The sequence below is a fragment of the Aeromonas sp. 604282 genome (assembly GCF_049170575.1).
In the GTDB taxonomy this organism is placed as follows: domain Bacteria; phylum Pseudomonadota; class Gammaproteobacteria; order Enterobacterales; family Aeromonadaceae; genus Aeromonas; species Aeromonas veronii_A.
Genome location: NZ_JAAKMV010000008.1, coordinates 32,624 through 53,380 on the forward strand (window position 1 = coordinate 32,624; position 20,757 = coordinate 53,380).

Below are 20,757 nucleotides of genomic sequence, written 5' to 3' on the forward strand. Positions count from 1 at the left end.
TTGCGTGTGGCAACCCCGCTATCCTGGACAAAACGTCTGTAGACCGGAGGCTTTGCGTCCCGACCTTTCGGTCAGTTTGCCAAATGACTAGATGGTTAGTGATGGGCCAAATGTTCGGCCATCAGCATTGTGCACCGCATTGATTAATTATTTGAAGTTACATGTTTAAATACGTCATTCAATGGCGCGAAAATCATCCTAACTGGCTGTTTTTAAATTGTTCTCTTGTTTATGAATGGCGTCGAATGCCGTTGAATATGCCGATAAGATGCATGCTTGCTGCGCGTTTTTAGGCGTAAAAAAACCTGCCAGCCGAGCTGGCAGGCCGGGTGACAATGCGACACGGATTGACGCCATCAATGACGGGCGCGCAGTTCTCCTGAGGGGGGAGATACGGGAGCTATCATTGGCGCAGTGGAGGACTCCTTGCCCAGTTTGAACACCGCAAGCCGCTCATCCAGGCTGCGGGAGAGGCCGGCCAGCAGCTCGCTCTCCTGCGCCAGTTGCGAGGCGGACTGGGACATCTCCAGCGCCGAGTCGTTGATGCCGCTGACGTTGCGGTTCATATCCTCGGCCACCATGCTCTGTTGCTCGGCAGCGGTGGCAATCTGGGTCGCCATGTCGCTTACATGCTGGATGTGGTTGACGATCTGGGTGAGATCCTGCCCCGCCTGCTGGGACTGGTTGACGCTGCTCTCCGCCAGTTTGCGGCTGGTATCCATGGCGTTGGCGGCGGTGACGGCCCGTTGCTGCAGCTGGGCGATGGTGCTCTGGATCTCTTCGGTGGACTGGCGGGTACGACTGGCCAGCTGGCGCACTTCGTCGGCCACCACGGCAAAGCCACGTCCCTGCTCCCCTGCACGGGCTGCTTCTATGGCGGCGTTGAGCGCCAGCAGATTGGTCTGATCCGAGATTGAGCTGATAACGGCGGTCACTTCACTGATCTGCATCACCCCCTCTTTGAGCTGGTTGACCTGCAGAGTGGCCTGCTCCACTTCGGTTGCCAACGCCTTGATGCCATGCACACTGGCGTGAACATCACGGTTGCCTAGCCCGGCTTCACCTGTCGCTTCCTGGGTATCCCGCGCGGTATTTTCGGCGTGCCCGGCCACATCAGAGATGGTGGCGCTCATCTCGTTCATGGCGGTGGCGAGCTGGGCCAGTTGATCCCGCTGGCTGGTGACCGCCTGATTGGTCTGCTCGGCAGAAGCGGCGATGCGCAAGGCGGCATCCGCCACATTGCGAGCCCCCTGGCTTGCCTCCAGCAGGGCGTGGCGGATGGCGTCAAGACTCTGGTTGGTGCAACGGGCAACAACACCCAGCTCATCCTTGCCCTGTACCGGGATGCTCACCACCAGATCCCCCTTGGCGACCCGTTGCATGGCGTGGTTGATCTGGCTGAGGGGGGAGACGATGGAGCGGGTGATGCGCCAGCCCAGCAGCCCCATCAGCAGGATCACGATGGCGGTGGCGGTACCCATCTTCATGTACTGGGCCCAGATGGTCTGCTGAATATCTTGCAGCAGCATGCCGGAGCCGAGGATCCAGCCCCAGGGTTGATAGCCGGAGACCATGGAGAGTTTGTCAGCGGTTTCGCCCGACGGGCCAGTCCAGACATATTGCAGGGTCCCATGCTTGCCCCCCTTGGCGATATCCACCATCTGATACCAGAACTGCCCGGCGGTGGCAGCGCCCCCTTCGCCCATTTTCTGACCGATCAGTTCGGGGCGGATGGGGTGAACTACCATAGTACGGTTCTCGTCGATGACAAACAGGTAGTTGTTGCCATCAAAGCGGGTGTTGGTCAGCAGTTTACGCGCCTCCTGCTGGGCCTGTTCCATGGGCAGGGTGCTGGCCAGAAACTGGATCTGGCTCATGGCCTGGTCCAGCACGGCATTGAGCCGTGCCTCTCGCTCGCTCATCAGATTTCGCTGGAGCGCATTGGCCGAGATGAGCAGCAGCGAGACAAAACCGACAAACGCCAACGTGAGCAGCAAGATCAATTTGCGGCTCACGGTGATATCACCGAGCTTGAACATGATTAAACCCTCGTTATCCCGTTTTATGGTGGCTCTGTACCGCTGCAGCCAGTTCGTCAAAGTTAACAACTCATTTACTTTCAGCCGTTTGCCGACCGTTTCTGATGAGCGTTTGAACAACAGTATAGCCAGCAGACAGCGCTCCCCATTTTTTGGTAGCGTGTTCATGCGCATCCCTGCGCAATTTTTGCCAAAGAGTGTGAATCATTTGGCATTTCACTAAAAAAAGGAGTGGGCCCCGCTGCGGGTGACCCCATCACAAGAGGGAATTTATGAGTTCCATTGCCAGGAATTACTTCAACCAACTCAACGCCGATTATCTGCAGGTACACAGGTGCAAAGAGGATCTTTTCTGGTCCACTTATATGGGCACCAGCGACGATCAGGCCGGTTTTACCGCGGCCGAGCAAGCCTACAAGGCTTTTTGTGCCAATCCTGCCCGCCTGCCCGCGTTGCGGGAGATGCTGGCGCAGGCCGAAGAGGATGATCTCAAACGCGGCCTGCGGGGCTGGCTCGCCTTCTTCGAGTGCAATGTGATTGAAGATCCCACCGCTGCCGCCCTGATGGATGAGCTGGTGGCCGCCGAAGCTGAGCTGTTTGCCCGCCGCCGCGAGCTGAAACTGACACTGCTGGATGAGCAGGGCCAACGGGTCGCGGGTAGCCTGCCCGCCGCCAGCACCTCCCTTGCAGCCAGCCCGAGCGAGGCTGTGCGCCAAAGCGCACTCGCCATGTTCTACACCCTGGAGCAGTGGGTGGTCAGCAACGGTTTTCTCGAGGTAGTGGCGATCCGTAACCGCTTTGCCCGCGCCATGGGCTATCGCAATTACTTCGACTACAAGGTGCGCAAGAACGAACAGATGAGCCCGGATCAGCTGTTCGTCATCCTCGATGACTTTATTGCTCGCACCGACGCCCGGCTGCAGAAAAGCCTTGCCGAGCTGAAAGCGGCCAAGGGGGAGGCGGCCCTGCTGCCCCATAACCTGCGCTACGCCATCAGTGGTGATGTAACCCGCCAGCTCGATCCTTATGTGCCCTTCTCGCGGGCGCTGAAGGATTGGGTCGAGAGCTTCCGTCGTCTCGGCATCCAGTATCGTGGGGCGACCCTGACGCTGGATTTGTTGACCCGTGAGGGGAAATACGAGAACGGCTTCTGCCACGGCCCGGTGCCGAGCTTCTTCCAGCAGGGGGAGTGGGTGCCGGCGGTGGTCAACTTCACCAGCCTGGCTGATCCGGCGCAGGTGGGCAGCGGCTGGAGCGGCCTCAACACCCTGTTCCACGAGGGGGGCCACGCCGCGCACTTTGCCAATGTCACCGGCAACGCGCCCTGCTTCTCACAGGAGTTTCCGCCCACTTCCATGGCCTATGCCGAGACCCAGTCGATGTTCTGCGACAGCCTGCTGGACGATGCCGACTGGCTGAAACGTTACGCCAGAAATACTGAGGGAGAGGCGATCCCCGACGCGCTTATCAAGGAGATGATCGCTGCACGCCAGCCGTTTCGCGCTTTCAACGAGCGCCAGATTGCGCTGGTGGCCTACTTCGAGCGGGATCTCTACGCCATGGATGATGCCGAACGAACTACGGATGCCGTGCTGGCGCTGGCCCGCCAGTGGGAGCGCAAGATTGTCGGGGTGGCGAGCCCGCGCCCGTTGCTGGCCATCCCGCACCTCCTGAATCAGGAGTCGGCCTGTGCCTATCACGGATACCTGTTGGCACTGATGGCAGTGGAGCAGACCCGTGCTTACTTCCTCAAGCGTGATGGCTACCTCACTGACAACCCGCGTATCGGACCGGATCTGGCCGCCCATTACTGGGGACCGGGCAACGGCATGACTCACGATGAGACGTTGCGCAGTCTGACCGGCGAGGGGTTCAGCGCGGTACCGCTGGCTGAGGCATGCAACATGAGTGCTGCTGAAGCGTGGCAACAGGCGCAAGCCTGCATGGCCGCGGCCCAGCAACGCCCTGCGGCTGGTGAGGGCACCCCGCTCGATGCCCATATCCGGGTGGTCCACGGCGCAGAGCTTATCGCCGACAACAGCGAGTCGGAAACTCGCATGTTGGCCGACTTCGAGGCATGGATCGTCAACCATTACCAATAAGCGCCTGTCGCGTAATATACACAGCTCCCGCATCGAGGGCGGGAGCAGTGCTGTGTATGGCTGTTTATTGTCGCAAGCGTGGTAGGCGCTATCGTTTTATGGGGAAGTTCGCGACATAAATTGTCGCTTTGTCGATTGAAACCATATTTTATCCATCAAATATGTATTCGTATGAACATGAATATGAATTGCAGGCTACAAGATAGTGGACTCCTTGAGCCCCGCTCTTTTCATCTTTTTGTTAATAGTGTTTTTTGTGGTCATCTTTGTGCATAAAGATTGTTCCACTCACCTATTTGATATCTATTCTCATCTTATCGGGTTGACTAAATTGTCCACAACTGCAAAATCGCCTCCCTTGCCACCCCCGATGTGAGTCGGGTTCGGAAAGCTTCAGATCTCTTCCCCCCGAGATGGCTGGGCCGCACATAGGAAAGGTGCTGGCCTGTTCATGCCCGCCTTTCACCCTCGAAATCAGCACACACGTCAGGAAGTTCTCTTGTTATCCAGCAGGAGCGGACGGGTGTGGATATCCGTATGGCCGTGCAGGGACGATATGACCAGCGTTTGTTATGGGTGGTATGTTGCGAATGAATCGCATCTTTTTGATGTTGGCGCTGTTACCCCTGCTGGTGTGCGCCAGTGAGATAGACAGGGCTCGCGAAGCCTGGGTGCTCAAGGCCCGAGCCGGGGAGCTGGATGGTGCGGCGTATGGGCTGGATGCCCTCTATCGGCAGAGTGGTGATGGCAAAGTGCTTGATGACTTGATAGCCGTGCAGTTGTGGCGTGGCGACCGCAAGGGGGCGCTGGCCGCCTGCGAGCCGTGCGAGTTCAGTCCCATCAGCAACATCACGCTGGAAGGGGTGGCCCGTGCCGCCCGTGACGAGAAGCGTTATTCCGAGGCGATCAGCTATTACCGCATCCTGCAGGGGCGTGATCCTGCCAACCGCAATGGTTGGCTCGGACTGTTTCTCACCGCCAGCGATCAGGGAAACCGCGAGCTGGCCCGCCGCGCAGCGGCTGACTATGAAGCACGTTTTGGCCGCGATCAGGCGATCCTTGATGCCCGTATCTATGCCGCCCGTCAGAGTGAAGATCCCATGGGCGAGCTGCTGGCTCGCCAGCAGTGGCTGGAGCTGGAACCGGATAATCACGAGCAGGTATTGGCACTTTATCGGGTAGCCGTGAGTCTGGGGGCGGGTCCTGCCGCTGCGGAGTTGATGGGCCGTTATCCCGAATTGTTCAAACCGGTCGACCGGCTCTGGCTCGACTACTACCAGGCGGTCAATCTACTGCGGGTCTCGGCCCAGACCGAGGATCCGGCGCTGGCCCGTCGCTCCCTTACCCGTACGCTGGCGCTGCAGGACAGGATCCTGGCACGTGCGCCACACGATCATGTGCTCTACACCAGTGTTCGCCGCGATGTAGTGGTGACGCTGGTGGCCCTGGGCGATTTTTTCCGGGCCGAGCAGGAGTCCGCCGCGCTGCAGGCCGAGGGGCCATTGCCTGACTATGTGCTGGAGGCGCGCGCCGATGCGCTGGCCGGGTTGGGACGGGTGGATGAGGCCTCCGTGATTTACCAACAACTGGCGACCCCGGCGCGAGCCAACGACAAGCGGCTGCTGGAGAAGCGCTTCTACGCCTATTCGGATGGCGAACGTTATGGCGCGGCGCAGGGGCTGTTGGCTGGTTGGCAGGAGCCGCCGACTCGCTGGGATTTCACCGGCAACATGCGCATGGCCAACGACGACTACGAAAAGGTATTGCAGCTGAAAACCCTGCTGCAGGCCTGGCGTGGTGAGGCGGGTGCAGCAGAGAAACAGCTGGAAGTGTGGTTGCAAACCGCGCCAGCCAACCCCTGGCTCTGGCTGCAACTGGGGGATATTCGGCGCTGGCGGGGTCATTCCGACGAGGCCGAGCAGGCCTATGAACAGGCGGTGCGCTGGCTGCCAGCCGAACGTGCTGTGCTGGCCGAGCCCGGTCGCCTCAACGCCCGGCTCGACAGGGGCGACTGGCAGGGCACGCCGCAGGCCGTGCGTGCCCTTGGCAACCTGACCCGCGATCGTCAGGAGTTGCAGCAGCGGCTGACCCTGGAACAGGCCCCGCAGTTTGTCACCGACCTGACCCATGGTCGCAATGAAGGGGGCTCGGTACAGGCCAGCCGTGACTGGAGCTACGACAGCCGCCTTTACAGCGCTCGCACTGATGGTGGCGATCGGCTGTTTGTCCGTCGTCAGGGTAGCTTTGGCGAGTTCGATCTGCAGCCCGAACGTGCCACCTATACCGGGCTGGGGGCCGAGATCTTTTTCTACCCGCTGCAACTGACGCTGGAGGGGGGCACGGGCAGCGAGCTCAACCACAAAGGCTATCTGTGGAGTCGCCTCGACTGGCGGCTGGACGATCGCTGGACGTTGGGCACGGCCATCAACCTCAACAGTGCCGACACCCCGCTGCGGGCATTGGCGCGCGGCAACTACGCCGATCAATACCAGCTTGATCTGGGGTGGCGTCAGGACGAGACCCGCGAAGGGGCGCTGCGGTTGGAACGGATGGATATCAGCGATGGCAACCGGCGGCTGAGTGTCTCCGGCTGGCTGCGTCAGGATATCTGGCGTCGTGATCGCTGGTGGTTCGATACCACCTTGCGCGGGGCCACTTCTCGCAACGAGGTGGTAGACGTCGACTACTTCAACCCCCTGCAGGATCGCAATCTGGAGCTGGAGCTGGCGGGGCGCTATCGGCTTCCGCTGGATGGGCGTCGCTCCCTGCTGCAGAGCCTGATCATGAGTGGCAACCACTATTGGCAACAGGGCTATGGCAGCGATCAGGGGTGGCAGCTCAGCTACCGCCACGACTGGATCCTCTCTCCCGCCCTCAGCCTGGGTTATGGCCTGGGCCGCCGTCAGGCCATCTATGACGGCAACCCCGAGTTCGGAAATTTCATCTTCGCCAATCTGCAATGGAGTTTCATGTGATGAGACGCTGGCTTGCTTCTTTTGTTTTGCTGCTTGCACTGTTGCCTTCGCTGACACAGGCGGCTCGGCACCCCGATGACTATGTGGTGCTCTGCTACCACGATATCGTCGACCTGAAATTGACCCCTAATCTCAAGCTTTACCCCCAGACCATCCGGCGCGACACCCTGATCCGCCACTTCAACTGGATCAAACAGCAGGGCTATCACCCGGTCAGCTTCCAGCAGATCCTGGATGCCAAAGCGGGTAAAGCACCACTGCCAGAGAAGGCGATCCTGCTCAGTTTCGACGATGGCTATGAGAGCTTCTACCGGCTGGTCTATCCGTTGCTCAAGCTCTACAACTACCCGGCGGTCTTTGCGCTGGTGGGCAGCTGGCTGGACGTAGCCGATGACCAGATGGTCCCGTACGGCAATGACAAGCTGCCACGCAGCTACTTCGTGAGCTGGCCGCAGATCCGCGAGATGCAGGACTCCGGGTTGGTGGAGTTGGCCTCCCACACCTTCACCTCCCACTACGGGCTACTCGCCAACCCGCAGGGCAACGTGCAGCCGGCGGTCACAACCGCAGGCTGGAGCCAGCATGGCTACGAGAGCATGGCCGACTATCGGGCGCGGATTAAGGCTGATTTCGACGCATCGGCCCATCAGCTCAGGGAGCAGACCGGTCGGGCACCACGGATCCTGGTCTGGCCCTACGGCGCCTTCAACCAGGCTGCGCTGGAACTGGCGGGGGCCGCCGGGATGCCCTACACCTTCACGCTGGCGGAAGGGCTCAACAAGCTGAGTGACTCTGGCAACACGGTACGCCGCTACCTGCTGGAGGAGGACACCAGCCTCGAAACTCTGGACGAGATCATGGGGGGCAATACCTGGGAGCGGCAGGTGGAGCGCTTGGTGCATGTGGATCTCGACTATGTCTACGACAAGGACCCGCAGCAGATGAACAAGAACATCGATATGCTGCTGGACCGGATCAAGGGTTACGGCATCACCACCGTCTATCTGCAGGCCTATGCCGATGACAACGGTGACGGGGTGGCGGAGGCGCTCTACTTCCCCAACCGCCATATGCCGGTCAAGGCGGATCTCTTCAACCGGGTGGCCTGGCAGCTCAAGACCCGGGCCGGGGTCAAGGTGTTCGCCTGGATGCCGGTGATGGCCTACGACATGGGGCCGAACCACGCTTATGTTACCGACAGTCGTACCGGTGCCCCGGCCAAGGGACAGTATCTGCGCCTGTCGCCATGGGATTCTGCCAGCCGTCAGCTGCTGCTGGATATCTACGAGGATCTCGGTTTTTACACCAAGTTCGACGGTCTGCTGTTCCATGACGATGCCTTCCTCAGCGACTACGAGGGGCCGATGCCGCTGGCGCGCACTCCGGATGCGCTACAGGCGCAAGGGGAGCAGAAGACCGATCTGCTTATCGAGTTCACCATGGCGCTGCGCGATGCCGCCGCCCGCTACCGCCAGGGGGGCGCCGACGGCCTCAAGACCGCCCGCAACATCTATGCGGCGCTGGTGACCGAGCCGCAATCCCAGCAGTGGTTTGCCCAGAGCATGGCGGCGTTTGCCAAGGCCTATGACTACACCGCCGTGATGGCCATGCCCTATATGGAGCAGGCCGAAAATCCCGACCAGTGGCTGGCCAGGCTGGCGGAAGATTCGCTGGCACAGGTACCGGCCAATCGGTTGGTGTTCGAGCTGCAGAGCCGCAACTGGCGTACCGACCAGCCTATCTCCGATGCCGAGCTGGCGCGCTGGATGGAGATCATCCAGCGCAAGGGGGTGACCAACTTTGGTTACTACCCGGATGATTTTCACAACAACCAGCCGGATCCGGCGGTGCTCAAGCCGGTCTTCTCGGTGCAGACCCAGCCTCAGCCGGCCCAGCTGCCGGCGACGCCGGTTGCTGTCAGCGGCGCTGCGGCCACCCACGGGGAGGCGATGCGGTGAAGGCGCTTCTGGAAGGGATCGCCATCTTTACCCTGGCCTATCCCAGTCTGATGGCCATGGTGTGGGTTTGTGGCGGTCTCTATTACTACTTCCAGTGGGAGCGGCGGGATATCGCGCTGGCCAAGCGGGGGCTGGAGCTCCCCTATTACCCCAGGGTGACCTTGATGGTGCCTTGCTACAACGAGGGGGCCAATGTCGAGGAGACCATCGGCCACCTGCTGCGCCAGCGCTATCCCGATTTCGAGGTGCTGGCCATCAACGATGGCAGCAAGGATGACACAGGTGCGCGGCTGGATCGGCTGGCGCAGCAGGATCCGCGCCTGACTGTGCTCCACCAGCACAACCAGGGCAAGGCGATGGCGCTCAACAACGGGTTGGCCGTGGCCAGCGGGGAGATCCTGGTCGGCATCGACGGGGATGCGGTGCTGGACTATGACGCGGTGCGCTGGATGGTGAAGCACTTCATCGAGAGCCCGAGGGTCGGGGCGGTCACCGGCAATCCGCGGGTACGCACCCGCTCCACCATCATCGGCAAGATCCAGACCGGCGAGTTCAGCTCCATCATCGGCCTCATCAAGCGGGCCCAGCGGATCTACGGCACCGTCTTCACCGTCTCCGGAGTGGTGGTGGCCTTTCGCAAGCAGGCGGTCGAGGCGGTCGGCGGCTGGAGCAATGACATGGTGACCGAGGACATCGACATCAGCTGGAAGCTGCAGCTGGCCGGCTGGCTAATTCACTATCAGCCGCAGGCGCTTTGCTGGGTGCTGATGCCAGAGACGGTGCGCGGTCTCTACAAGCAGCGGTTGCGCTGGGCTCAGGGAGGGGCTGAAGTGTTTCTGCGTTACGGGTTGCAGGCAATGCGCTGGCGCAATCGCCGTTTCTGGCTACTACTGCTGGAGTATCTCTCCAGCGTTGCCTGGTGCTACAGCATGTTGCTGCTTGCGCTGGTCTGGCTCATTGAGCCGGACCTGAGCGGGCTGGCGGTGGGTCACCTGTTCCAGTGGACCGGGGTGATGATGACCGCGATTTGTCTGCTGCAGTTCGGGGTCAGCATCTTTATCGATAACCACTATGACAAGAGCATGGCTCGCAGCTTTATCTGGTGCGTCTGGTATCCGCTCATCTACTGGCTGCTCAATCTGGTGACCGTGGTAGTAGCCGTGCCTAGGGCGATCCTGCGTCGTCGTGGCCAGCTGGCCGTGTGGGAAAGTCCTGATAGGGGAGAGTCGTTCCGTGACAAAACATAAGCTGGCGAAAGAGATGATCATCAGCAACGGCACCCGGCGTAGCTGGAAGTACCGACTACGAGATCTGCTGATCCTGTTGGTGACCTGGGGGGGATGGCTGTTTCTGGCATTGCAACCCTGGCTCAACTATCTGGAGACGGATGAGAACGAGAGCTTTATTGGCTCACTCGATGCTGCCGAGGTGGGACAACTGTTTCTGGTCCTGCTGTTTGGTATCTTCCTGCTGATCCACTCCTGGGCCAAATACAACAAACTGCTGCACCGACTGATGGGCAAGCGCACGGCCTCGAAAGCACCGTGAGCATGAGCGGCCAGCCGACCCCTCATGCTGTAAAAATGATCGCTTGCTGCTTTAAGGGCAATGCATTTCTCCTGCGCGGGTGTCCCACTGCGGTGTCACTCACGGCAGGGCCGTTTTCTGCTGTTTTCCGTTTTGCACCTGCTCTGTCATTCATCAATGACTTTATTTCCACAATGTTCGCAGATGGCATGTCGTTCAAAGCGATCCATGTTGGCCAGAAAGGGGCCCGCAGCCCAACCGGTAATGAAATCCTTGATAAAGGCTTTGCGCTTTTGCTCCGGTGTCGGCTGCTGGCCAAAAGATTTGTCGACCAGCACCACGACATGGCTGGTTTCGCACTGACAGCTTGGGCAGAAGCGTCTTTCGTTAGAGGTAAGCAACGGGTTCTCCTTGTCCGTGGTCGGTCGGGGTGGTCTGTGCTGCCACCGCAGCCATTAATTATCCCCATTTGATTCCCTTTGCCAGCAGAGTGTCAACCACCCTTCTGATGAACAGGGAGCAGCCCGATTGAGCAGGGGGTCTCCGGAGCCCTCTGTTGTTGCTGTTTGTCACACATTGCCACACAAGCTTCTCCCTGTGGCAAAGTCTTGTGACCGGCTGGCTGTGTAATGGCGCCATCAGCAGGTAGATGAGGTCCTGCAGAGATGTAACCAGGGGGGATGTTATGACGGGCAAACGGGTGTGGTGGCTGCTGCCACTGCTGGCGGTTGGGGTCTGGTGGCTGGGTTATGCGGGGGACGCCAACGGGGTGTGGCCCTGGCGTCATGAGATGTTGCTGCTGACCGGCCTGCTGGGGATGGCCTATATGGCCATTTCGCTGTTGCTGGCGTTACGCTTGCCGCAGCTGGAAGTGTGGTGTGGTGGTCTGGATCGGATGTTGCGATTGCACCGCCAGACGGCCGTCGGCGGCGCATTGGTACTGACTGCCCACTGGCTGCTGGTGGAGGTGCCCAAGTGGGCGGTCTCTGCAGGCTGGCTGAGTCGTCCCGCCCGGCGTGGGGCCAGCGCTGCCGAAGTGGGTGCCGGAGCAGGCAATGGCATCTCGCTCCATGCCCTTGGCAATACCCTGGGTGAGTGGAGTTTCTATCTGCTGATCGCGCTGGTGGTGCTGAGTTTGCTGGCACTGGTGAGTTATGGCCGTTTTCGACTGATCCACCGGCTGGCCCCGCTCATCTATCTGGCGGGCTGGTGTCACGGGCTCTGCCTGCTGCCTCAGATTGGGGCCATGACCCCGGTGGGGGTATCGATCTGGTTTGTCGGTGGGCTGGGAGCTATCGGGGCCCTCTACTCCCTGCTGGGACAAGTGGGAGCGCGGGAGCACCATCCCGGCCGGGTCATTGCGGTGCGGGCGCTGGCGGATCACACCTGCGAGCTGACCATGCAACTGGAGCGGCCGCTCGCCCATTACCGCCCGGGTCAGTTTGCCTTCTTCGAATTTGATGCCAAGGAGGGGGCGCACCCCTTTACCCTGGTGCAGGTGTCGGCGGATCGGCGCCAGTTGGTGATCGCGGTGCGGGCGCTCGGGGATCATACCCGTCAGCTGGTGGCAGAGGCGCGCGTCGGGGATGGAGTGGTGGTGACCGGCCCCTATGGTGCTTTTGTCGCCCCGCAGGGAGGAGGGCGAGCCCTCTGGCTGGGTGCCGGGATCGGCATCACCCCGTTTGTCGCCTGGCTGGAGGGGCTGGCTGCCCGTGGGGAGCACGGCGAGGGGATCACCCTGATCCAGTGCGCGCCGGATCTGGCGGGGGCTGTCTACCACCAGCGGTTGGCCGAGCTCTGTCATCGCACCGGCGTTCGCTATCAGCTGCATCTGGACAAGGCAGCCGGGCGACTGGATATGGCCCGCATCGCGCAAGATGCGCCCGAGCAGGTGTGGTTTTGCGGGCCGGAGGGGATGGCAGATGCCCTGGCCCGGTTGTTGCCGGACAGGCATCTGCATCGCGAGCTGTTTCGCTTTCGCTGAGCTCGATGGGTGCTGTTACTTGGCGCTCGCAGGCAGTTGCTTGAGGGCGGCTTGTACCGCCGCCTCCAGCTGCGGGTCGCGTCCGGCCACCATGTCAGCGGGGGTGAGGGGCACCTGCAGGTCCGGGATCAGCTCCTGATTTTCGTAGAAGGTGCCGTCCGGCTTGCGCAGCCCCAGTGTCGGAATGCCGTAGGCGAGCCCCGGAAATAGTCTGGAGTCGTGGGCGTAGACCATGGTACCGGTGCCGGGTACAGGGTCGCCGACGATGGGGCCGACCTTGAGGGTGCGGTAGTACTCGGGGAAGGCGGAACCCTCCGAGTAGCTGCCTGCATTGACTAGCACCACCGAGGGCTTGGTCCACTGGCGGGTGGCGGCATCAGTTTCACCCTTACCCTGACGTGGCCAACTGCTGGCCATTCCCTTGGTGCTGCCGCTGCCGGTCAGAAACTCCACCAGGGTGTTGGCCAGGTAGCCCCCCTTGTTGAAGCGCACATCGACGATCAAGGCCTCGCAGTCACGTAGCCGGCCAAGGGCCTGTGCCACCAGCTCTTCATAGGCTGCGCTGCTCATCTCCGGCAGGTAGGCGTAGCCAACGCGGCCCTGGCTCAGGGTGGCCACCAGCTCCTGGCGCTTGCTGACCCAGTTGTCGAGCTGTAACCGATACTCCTGCTGCAGATCGATGGCGGTCACCTCCAGCTCGCTCGCTGCCTTGCCCTGCGGTGGCTGAACGGTAAGTACCAGCCGGTTGCCGGCCTGCTGGTTGAGGGCCTGATCCAGATCGCTCAGATTGGCAATCGGGAGGCCGTTGATGGCGAGCAGACGGGAGCCCGGAACAATGTCGCTCTCCTGGTCCAGCGGGCCGCCCGCCAGCAGGGCGGTGAGGGTCACCCCCTGCTCGTCATCCTGCCAGTACCCCCCCAGGCTGGCGGTTTCGTCCGCCATGCGCGGGAAGGGAGCCGGGCCGCTGCCCCAGGTGTGGGAGACATTGAGCTCGCCAGCCAGTTCTGCGAGCAGGTTGCCAAAGTCGCGGGGATTGCCGATGCCCGACAACTGGCGGCGGTAGGCGGCGACATAGCCGTCCCAATCCACCCCGTTCATATCGTCCCGATAGAATTCGTCCCGGGTGAGCCGGGTGATCTGATCGAAGGCGGCGGCCATACGAGCTCGCCAATGCAGCTGGTTTTGCAGGGCAAAGGGGGCGCTGTGGATCTCGCCTGAGTTGAGGTCGATGCGGGTGATCTCCCCCTCCCGAACCAGGGTGGCGAGGGTGGCTTGCCGGTTGAGGCTGGCCAGTACCGGGCCTGGCTGTTCGGCAAACAGCACCCGGGTATCACCTTTGCGCAGATCCCGGGCATAACCTTTGATCTCGCTCTGATCACCGTCGCCAGCCTCTTCGACCAGATAGATAAGCTGGTCATCAACGATGCGACTGGTCAGCAGTACCCCGGTGGGCAGTAGCTGCAGCGCCTCGCGATGGCCCAGTCGTTCACTCTCGAAGCCGTAGCCACCTTTGGGAGCCTCCCGCTCGGCCAGAAAGTCGGCCTTGGCGGCGCGACTGCTGTATAGGCCGAGCAGATTGTTACCGAGCGGTTCGCCATCGGCCCCCAGCACACCATATCGGGTCGATTGCCAGTAGAGGATAGCGCCATCCTGGCTCCAGACGGGAGAGCTATCCTGATAGCCGTTGAGGCTGACATTGACCGGTACCGCGCCGGGGCTGGCGGTATCGATGACGGCGATCTCCTGCTGAGCCGAGTCGGGGCGGAAGGTGAGCGCCAGATGGCGGGAGTCGGGGGCAAAAGCGAGAGAGACCTCGTGGCGTGACGGATTGAAGCTGGCAGGGACCAGCTCCCGCTGCTGGTTGCTCGCCAGATCCAGCAGATGGATGGCCTGACCATCCACCACAAAGGCGAGCTGTTTGCCGTCCGGGGAGAGCACAGGACGGCTGATCCCCTTGCCGGGAATGGCCAGCAGCAGGCTTTCGGTCAGGGTACCCGGTGCGCTGAACAGCCGCTCGGGATCCTCCTTGCTCAGCCGGTAGAGCGCTGCGTGTCCCTGCTGCTCCGAGAGGTAAATGAGGGAGCCACCTTGCTCTGCATAGAGCGGACTGGACTGTTCGCTTGGGGAATGGGTGAGCTGGCGCACCCGCTCCCGGCCAGGGTTGACGGCGTAGAGGTTGCCTTCGCTGGTCAGGATCAGCTCGTCTCCCTCTTCGCTGACCACCATGTCATCGGCCATCCCGGACGATACGCCGAGTTGATCGGGTTCGATGGCTATCTGCGGCTGAATAAGCAGTTTGCGTGGAGTATTGCTGCCCTCGTCGAGGCGATAGATCTCCCCTTGCCACGACCAGACCAGATCCCCCTTGGTCGAGGCACTCAACCCCCTGACCGGGTGACCCTGATAGTGGGTGAGCTGCAGCTCTGTACCGCTGGCGAGATCCCGGCGCCAGACGTTGAAATCTCCGCTGCGCTCACTCAGGTAAAAGAGAGCATCCCCCTTGTCGCTCCAGACCGGATCGGTGGCCGCAATCCGATCTTCGGTCAGTTGCTTATGCTGCTTGCCATCAAACAGCCAGAGGCGGGAGACGGCAAATGAACGCTGGTGTTTGCGAAACGGTTGATCCATGGCTGGCATCTGATAAGCCAATCTGGCACCGTGCGGACGCGCCAGAGTGGCAGGTAGCGGCAAGTCAGCTTGCAGCATTCCGCCACTAACCGGCGTCCAGTAGAGCTCGCCCCACTGAACCCCTTCCGCGATGAAGTGATCGGCTGTAGCCGAGCCTGGGCGCTGGCTGCTCAGCAACAGCCGTTTGCCATCGGCGCTGAAGGCTTGCGGCAGATCGGTGCGCGAATCGCGGGTGAGGCGCACCATCTCGCCGCCGCTGGCGGGCACCACGAACACATCTTCGTTGCCATAGAGATTGGCGGCAAAGGCGAGTTGTTTGCCATCGGGCGACCAGACGGGGCGCTGGCTCAGGTAGCCGCTGCCGGTGAGCGCTGTGGCGGGCCCCCCCTCGGCACTGGCTATAAAAATTCGCCCCTGCCAGGTAAAGGCGAGCCGAGTGCCATCGGGAGAGAGGGCTGGTTCGCGTAGCCAGCGCGGCTCTTCGGCTCCGGCTGTGCCGGTCAACCAGAGCAGGACGCTGGCCAGCAGCAGACGGGGCAGCAAAGAGTTCGGCAAGAAGTACAGAGACATGATGTCATCCTGAATCAGGTTCAAATGCTACATATTTACCGATCAGAGGTCTCATGGCCAGCCAGAAAATGTAAGCTATCTTTTTGTTTTTATTATCAATTGGCCATATCAGCGAAGACCGTTCATGGGCCATTCACCTCTCACCGCCAAGATATGTTTCATTGGGTCTATTGAGTATTGATGGCGATCCAATATCATGGCGCTCGCTCGCCGCTCGGCGGGCATCGTTCAGATGATCTGGTAACAAGAAAAGCCCGCACCAGAGGCTTGTCGAGGGATGGAATGAGAGCCGTATTACTGTGTTTGTTGGGGCTTTGGCCCGCATTGAGTTTTGCCTTGACCGAAAAAGCCGATTTGGTGGTGGTCAAGAAGTCGACCTATAGCCTGACCCTGATGAAGGATGGCAAAGAACTGAAGCGCTACTGGATTGCTCTGGGCCCGGCGCCCAAGGGGCACAAGCAGCAGGAAGGGGATCAGCGTACTCCGGAAGGACGCTACACCCTCGACTACAAGAAGACCAATTCCGGCTACTACAAAGCCATCCATATCAACTATCCGAACCTGGATGACATCAAGCGTGCCAATGAGCTGGGTGTTCGTCCGGGTGGCATGATCATGATCCACGGCCAGCGCAACAGCATTGGCAACCGCAGGGTTCAGCCTTCCAACTGGACCAACGGCTGCATCGCCATGCTCAACCACGAGCTGGATGAGGTGTGGGACGCTATTGACCCGGGTACGCCCATCGTCATCGAGCCCTGATCCCCTTGTGCACGCCCGCGACTCCGCGGGCGTTTTATTTCCCGCCAGTGATGACGTGACAGCGCTTGTTGTCCCGTGCTAGTTTTTTCGGCTCGCTTTGGCTGTGACAAGGAAGATCACATGATGTCAGTAACGAGCGTGCCCGAGCGAACGGGGATGCTCTGGTGGCGTGCCACACTGGATATGCTCCCGCTCTCCATTTCGGTGATCCCCTGGGGGATCCTGTGTGGCGCTTTGGCGTTGCAGGCAGGGCTGAGTCCGCTTCAGGCTCAGCTGATGTCGTTGCTGGTCTACGCCGGAGCCGCCCAGCTCTCGGCCACGACCCTGTTCGGGGCGGGCACGCCCCTGCTGCCCATTATGGGCTCCACCATGGTGATCACTTCCCAGCATCTGCTATACGGCTTCACCTTCCGCCGTGACGTATTGCCGCTCTCCCTGCGCTGGCGTGCCTGCCTTGCTTTTTTCCTGACCGATGAGATGTTCGCTGTGGCGCTGAAAGACCGGGAGCGCAGCGGCCACTTTGATCCGGCCTACGCGCTCATCGCGGGATTCGTCTTCTATCTGTTCTGGAATCTGGCGACCCTGCTCGGTATCGCGGCCGGCCAGTACATCGATGGACTGGACAGCATGGGGCTGGATTTTGCCATCGCGGCCACCTTCATCGCCATGACAATTCCCGCCATGAAAAACCTGCCCATGGTGGCGGCCACTCTGGTGAGCGGCGGCACAGCGTTGCTTACCAAGCCGCTGCTGGCGGAGATCCACATCATCGTCTCGGCTCTGGCTGGCATGGTGGTGGGCTATGTGCTGCACCGGATGAGGAGGTAGCGTGAGTTGGCTGATGATTGGCCTGCTGGCCCTGATCACCTTTTTCAACCGCTTCGCCTTCTTTTCTCGGTTGACCCGATATCAGCCGGGTTCCGAGATGGGGGCGTTTCTCGGCTTCTCGGCCCAGTCGGTGCTGACCGCCATCTGGTTGCCCATCGTCTTTAGCTACGAGCCGGGGATAGGTCTTGACTGGGATCCTGACTACCTGGCCGCCACCCTGTGGGTGATGCTCTTGACCCTGTTGCGGCTGCCGACTCTGGTTGTGGTGGTGGGCGGAATGGGGGGCTTCTTCCTGCTGCGCTGGCTGGGAGGCATAGCAGAGCTCTTGCCTTGGTGAAACGCGAGTCGTGATCTTGTGTAATGGATGTCATTATTCGACATCCGTCATGTCATGAATGTCACTTCAAAAAAGGCCTTTAAATGGTGAGGATATGGGCTCTGTCCGTGAAGGAGTGTCCCATGTCTTTGACCGAAACCTGTCAGCGCATTGTGCGCGATCCCCATCTCTCCGCAGCCCAGAAGAGCCATGCACTGGCACTGGCTGCCGAGAATGCATTGCCCTACCCCGACCTGCCTGCTGCAGTCGCCGAGGCGATGACGCAGGGATTTATCTGCGACATGTTCGAAGGGCACGCCCCCTACAAGCCACGTTATGTACTGCCGGACTATGAAACATTCCTGACTCAGGGCTCTCCCTGGCTGGAGCTGGCGGCGCCGCAGGATTTCGACGAGGCGCTCGATGCCCTGCGCATCCTCTATCACCATGTCCCCTCGGTCACCGGCATGCCGGTCTGGCTGGGGCGGCTCGACCACCTGCTGCTGCCCTTCGTCGGCGAACTGGATGACGAGACTCTCTATCGCAAGCTGAAGGGGTTCTGGGTCTATCTGGACCGGGTGCTGCCGGACGCCTTCATGCACGTCAACATCGGCCCCGATGACAACCGGATCTGCCGCCTGATCCTGCGCATCGACAACGAGCTCAAGCAGGTGGCGCCAAACCTCACCTTTTTCCACGATCCGGAGCAGACCCCGGACGATCTGCTGCTGCAGGCGGTGAAGAACATTGCCGAGTGCAGCAAGCCGCACATCGCCAACTACCCGATCCATCGCGATACCTTCGACCAGCGTGGTTTTGGTATCGTCAGCTGCTACAACGCCCTGCCGCAGGCGGGTGGCGCCAATACCCTGGTGCGCATCTCCCTCAAGCGGGTCGCCGAGCAGGCTCAGGGTATAGATGATTTCCTCGGCTGCCTGTTGCCCCACTACTGCCGTCTGGCCTCGCAACTGATCGAGGCGAGAGCCGCCTTCCTGCACGAGGAGTCCGGTTTCTTCGACTGCTTCCTGGTCAAGGAGGGGCTGCTGGATGAGGAGCGCTTTGTCCCCATGTTCGGCATCTACGGCATGGCGGAAGCGGTGAATATCCTGATGGATAAAGAGAATCTGCCAGATCGTTATGGACACGACGACGAGGCGAATCAGCTTGGCTATCGCATCTCGGCTCAGCTCTCGGAATATGTCACTGCGACGCCGCAAACCCACGCCTGGGGGGGGCGCGCGCTGCTGCACTCACAGGGTGGCCTCAGCATCGATGTGGCTGTGACTCCCGGGGTGCGCATCCCTTATGGTCATGAGCCGGATCCCGCCAGCCATGTGTTGGCGCTGGCGCCGCACCATAGCTATTACCACTCGGGGATCAGCGAGATCCTGACCCTGGATCCCACCATCCGCCAGAACCCGCAGGCGCTGTTGCAGCTCTGCAAAGGGGCGCTCGCCATCGGTATGCGCGAGTTCACCGCCAACGTGGCCGACAGCGATCTGGTGCGGGTGACCGGCTACATGATCCGCAAGAGCGATGTGGCTCGTTTCGCAGAAGAAGGCTCGCGCTTGCAGACCACCTGTCTCGGGGCCGAGGCGAGTGAAGTGACCGCCATTCGTCAGCGAGCACCGCGGGTAGTCGCCCACGAATCGACCATCTGCGAGTATTGAGTTCGCACCGATGGCTGATGTTTTGCCAACACGCAGCGCCCTGGTGAGCAGGGTGCTGCCCTTTTCTTGTGTTGACGGGCCGGGCAACCGGCTGGTGCTGTTTCTGCAGGGCTGCAACTTTCGCTGCCCCGGCTGCCATAATCCGCACACCATAGGGCTGTGCGACGATTGCGGTGACTGTATTGCTGTCTGCCCGAGCGGTGCGCTGACCCTTACTGAGGGCCGCCCCGGGAAATGCAGCGTGCGCTGGCAGGCGGCGCTCTGCACCGATTGCGATGCTTGTCTCGATGCGTGCCCGCGCAGCGCCAATCCGAAGATTGCCACCATGACGGTGACCGAGGTGCTGGACCTGCTGCGCCGCTACAGCCCCTTGCTCAGCGGGATTACCGTCTCCGGTGGTGAGGCGACCACCCAGCTTCCCTTCGTGGTTGCGCTGTTTGCCGCCATCAAGGCTGCGCCGGATCTGGCTCATCTCACTTGCCTGCTCGACAGCAACGGCTCGTTGGCCGAGAGCGGTTGGCAGCGGCTATTGCCGGTGCTCGATGGCGCCATGCTCGATCTCAAGGGGTGGCGTGACACGGTGCATCATTCGCTGACCGGCTATGGTCGCGAGCGGGTGTTGGCGTCTCTGCAACTGCTGGCACGTCACGGCAAGCTGACCGAACTGCGGCTGCTCCATGTGCCGGGCAAGAGCGATTTTCTGGATAAGAGCGGTGAGCTGGACGCGGAGCTCGCCGCTTTCCTGCTGCGGCTGGGGCCAGTACCTATCCGTATCAATGGTTTTCGTCATCATGGGGTACGTGGTGAGGCGAGTCGCTGGTCAGACGCGACCCGCAGCGAGCTGGAGTGGCTGGCGAATCGGTTACGTGCTGCTGGAGTGGGGGCCGTGACCTTGCCCCCTTTGATCTGAAGGGGCGAATCGATTCCCTGGTTGTGCAGTAAAAGCAAACAACTGTGACTTCTGTCTATTGGAGGGGACCTTGTGGCTCGTTATGATATTGCCCATCCGTCCACCCTCCACGACAGATAAATCATGAGTGAAAGCAAGGCGTTATATCGGGTTCAGTTTATTTGCCACAACGAGCGCTATGAGGTTTATGTGCGCGAGGTGAATCAGGGCCAACTGTTTGGATTTATCGAGATCGCCGATTTTGTCTGGGACAATCACACGGCGCTTATCGTCGATCCCAGCCATGAAAAGCTCAAGAGCGAATTTGCCGATGTGCATCACACCCTTATCCCCATGCATCAGGTGTTGCGCATCGATCAGGTGAAAAAGCAGGGGGCTGCCCGCATTACTGATCTGGGTAGCAATGTCGCCTCTTTCCCCAGCCCCATTTATACCAAACGTCCCTGATCCCTCATTGCCATGGATGTTTCGCCGTGGCGAAACATCCA

15 protein-coding genes and 1 riboswitch are annotated in these 20,757 nt (G+C 60.8%); of the genes, 12 read left to right on the forward strand and 3 right to left on the reverse strand.

Translation table 11 applies throughout. From position 1 onward, the window contains the following. Positions 1 to 5 precede the first annotated feature (5 nt). Positions 6 to 91, reverse strand: a riboswitch (cyclic di-GMP riboswitch). 265 nt (positions 92 to 356) lie between these two features. Next, a complete protein-coding gene (locus G5367_RS11195) occupies positions 357 to 2,039 on the reverse strand; it encodes a methyl-accepting chemotaxis protein (protein WP_421244427.1) in 1,683 nt (560 codons plus the stop codon). 272 nt (positions 2,040 to 2,311) lie between these two features. Between G5367_RS11195 and G5367_RS11200 the strand changes: the two genes are divergently transcribed. From G5367_RS11200 to G5367_RS11220, 5 genes are all read left to right on the forward strand, one after another. Next, positions 2,312 to 4,141 (forward strand): M3 family metallopeptidase, encoded by a 1,830-nt coding sequence (locus G5367_RS11200; RefSeq protein WP_421244426.1) that lies wholly within the window; start codon positions 2,312 to 2,314, stop codon positions 4,139 to 4,141. A 590-nt stretch (positions 4,142 to 4,731) separates the two neighbouring features. Continuing rightward, positions 4,732 to 7,116: a poly-beta-1,6 N-acetyl-D-glucosamine export porin PgaA gene (gene pgaA, locus G5367_RS11205; protein ID WP_421244425.1), complete on the forward strand. Its 2,385-nt coding sequence runs from the start codon at positions 4,732 to 4,734 to the stop codon at positions 7,114 to 7,116. After that, positions 7,116 to 9,074, forward strand: a complete 1,959-nt coding sequence (pgaB, locus tag G5367_RS11210) for a poly-beta-1,6-N-acetyl-D-glucosamine N-deacetylase PgaB (protein ID WP_421294330.1) — start codon at positions 7,116 to 7,118, stop codon at positions 9,072 to 9,074. The genes pgaA and pgaB overlap by 1 nt, the downstream gene beginning before the upstream one ends. Then, the gene (gene pgaC, locus G5367_RS11215; protein ID WP_421294332.1) at positions 9,071 to 10,321 is read left to right on the forward strand and encodes a poly-beta-1,6-N-acetyl-D-glucosamine synthase; all 1,251 of its coding nucleotides are present in this window, start codon (positions 9,071 to 9,073) and stop codon (positions 10,319 to 10,321) included. Before pgaB ends, pgaC begins: the two co-directional genes overlap by 4 nt. Further along, the gene (locus G5367_RS11220) at positions 10,308 to 10,622 is read left to right on the forward strand and encodes a hypothetical protein (RefSeq protein ID WP_005343076.1); all 315 of its coding nucleotides are present in this window, start codon (positions 10,308 to 10,310) and stop codon (positions 10,620 to 10,622) included. The genes pgaC and G5367_RS11220 overlap by 14 nt, the downstream gene beginning before the upstream one ends. Before the next feature lie 146 nt (positions 10,623 to 10,768). Here G5367_RS11220 and G5367_RS11225 read toward each other — a convergent pair whose 3' ends face one another. Continuing rightward, positions 10,769 to 11,002: a hypothetical protein gene (locus tag G5367_RS11225; protein ID WP_005343077.1), complete on the reverse strand. Its 234-nt coding sequence runs from the start codon at positions 11,000 to 11,002 to the stop codon at positions 10,769 to 10,771. 284 nt (positions 11,003 to 11,286) lie between these two features. On the opposite strand from G5367_RS11225, the gene G5367_RS11230 reads away from it, so the two are divergent. Next, entirely contained in the window at positions 11,287 to 12,585 is a 1,299-nt protein-coding gene (locus G5367_RS11230) for a ferric reductase-like transmembrane domain-containing protein (RefSeq protein ID WP_421294335.1), read from the forward strand. Between the two features lie 15 nt (positions 12,586 to 12,600). Here G5367_RS11230 and G5367_RS11235 read toward each other — a convergent pair whose 3' ends face one another. Next, the gene (locus G5367_RS11235; protein WP_337073649.1) at positions 12,601 to 15,783 is read right to left on the reverse strand and encodes a S41 family peptidase; all 3,183 of its coding nucleotides are present in this window, start codon (positions 15,781 to 15,783) and stop codon (positions 12,601 to 12,603) included. 282 nt (positions 15,784 to 16,065) lie between these two features. Here G5367_RS11235 and G5367_RS11240 point away from each other — a divergent pair, with 282 nt between their 5' ends. The 6 genes from G5367_RS11240 (at position 16,066) to G5367_RS11265 (ending at position 20,716) form a co-directional block, all read left to right on the forward strand. Continuing rightward, the gene (locus tag G5367_RS11240; protein WP_005340284.1) at positions 16,066 to 16,545 is read left to right on the forward strand and encodes a L,D-transpeptidase family protein; all 480 of its coding nucleotides are present in this window, start codon (positions 16,066 to 16,068) and stop codon (positions 16,543 to 16,545) included. 120 nt (positions 16,546 to 16,665) lie between these two features. Beyond that, positions 16,666 to 17,373, forward strand: coding sequence for an AzlC family ABC transporter permease (locus G5367_RS11245; RefSeq protein ID WP_236767718.1), 708 nt, complete (start codon positions 16,666 to 16,668; stop codon positions 17,371 to 17,373). Position 17,374: 1 nt separating this feature from the next. Then, positions 17,375 to 17,710 (forward strand): AzlD domain-containing protein, encoded by a 336-nt coding sequence (locus G5367_RS11250; RefSeq protein ID WP_337073647.1) that lies wholly within the window; start codon positions 17,375 to 17,377, stop codon positions 17,708 to 17,710. A 122-nt stretch (positions 17,711 to 17,832) separates the two neighbouring features. Beyond that, positions 17,833 to 19,359: a YjjI family glycine radical enzyme gene (locus G5367_RS11255; protein ID WP_421244422.1), complete on the forward strand. Its 1,527-nt coding sequence runs from the start codon at positions 17,833 to 17,835 to the stop codon at positions 19,357 to 19,359. Between the two features lie 10 nt (positions 19,360 to 19,369). Next, positions 19,370 to 20,269: a YjjW family glycine radical enzyme activase gene (locus tag G5367_RS11260; protein WP_421244421.1), complete on the forward strand. Its 900-nt coding sequence runs from the start codon at positions 19,370 to 19,372 to the stop codon at positions 20,267 to 20,269. A 123-nt stretch (positions 20,270 to 20,392) separates the two neighbouring features. Then, the gene (locus tag G5367_RS11265; RefSeq protein ID WP_005343086.1) at positions 20,393 to 20,716 is read left to right on the forward strand and encodes a DUF1820 family protein; all 324 of its coding nucleotides are present in this window, start codon (positions 20,393 to 20,395) and stop codon (positions 20,714 to 20,716) included. Positions 20,717 to 20,757: the final 41 nt, after the last annotated feature.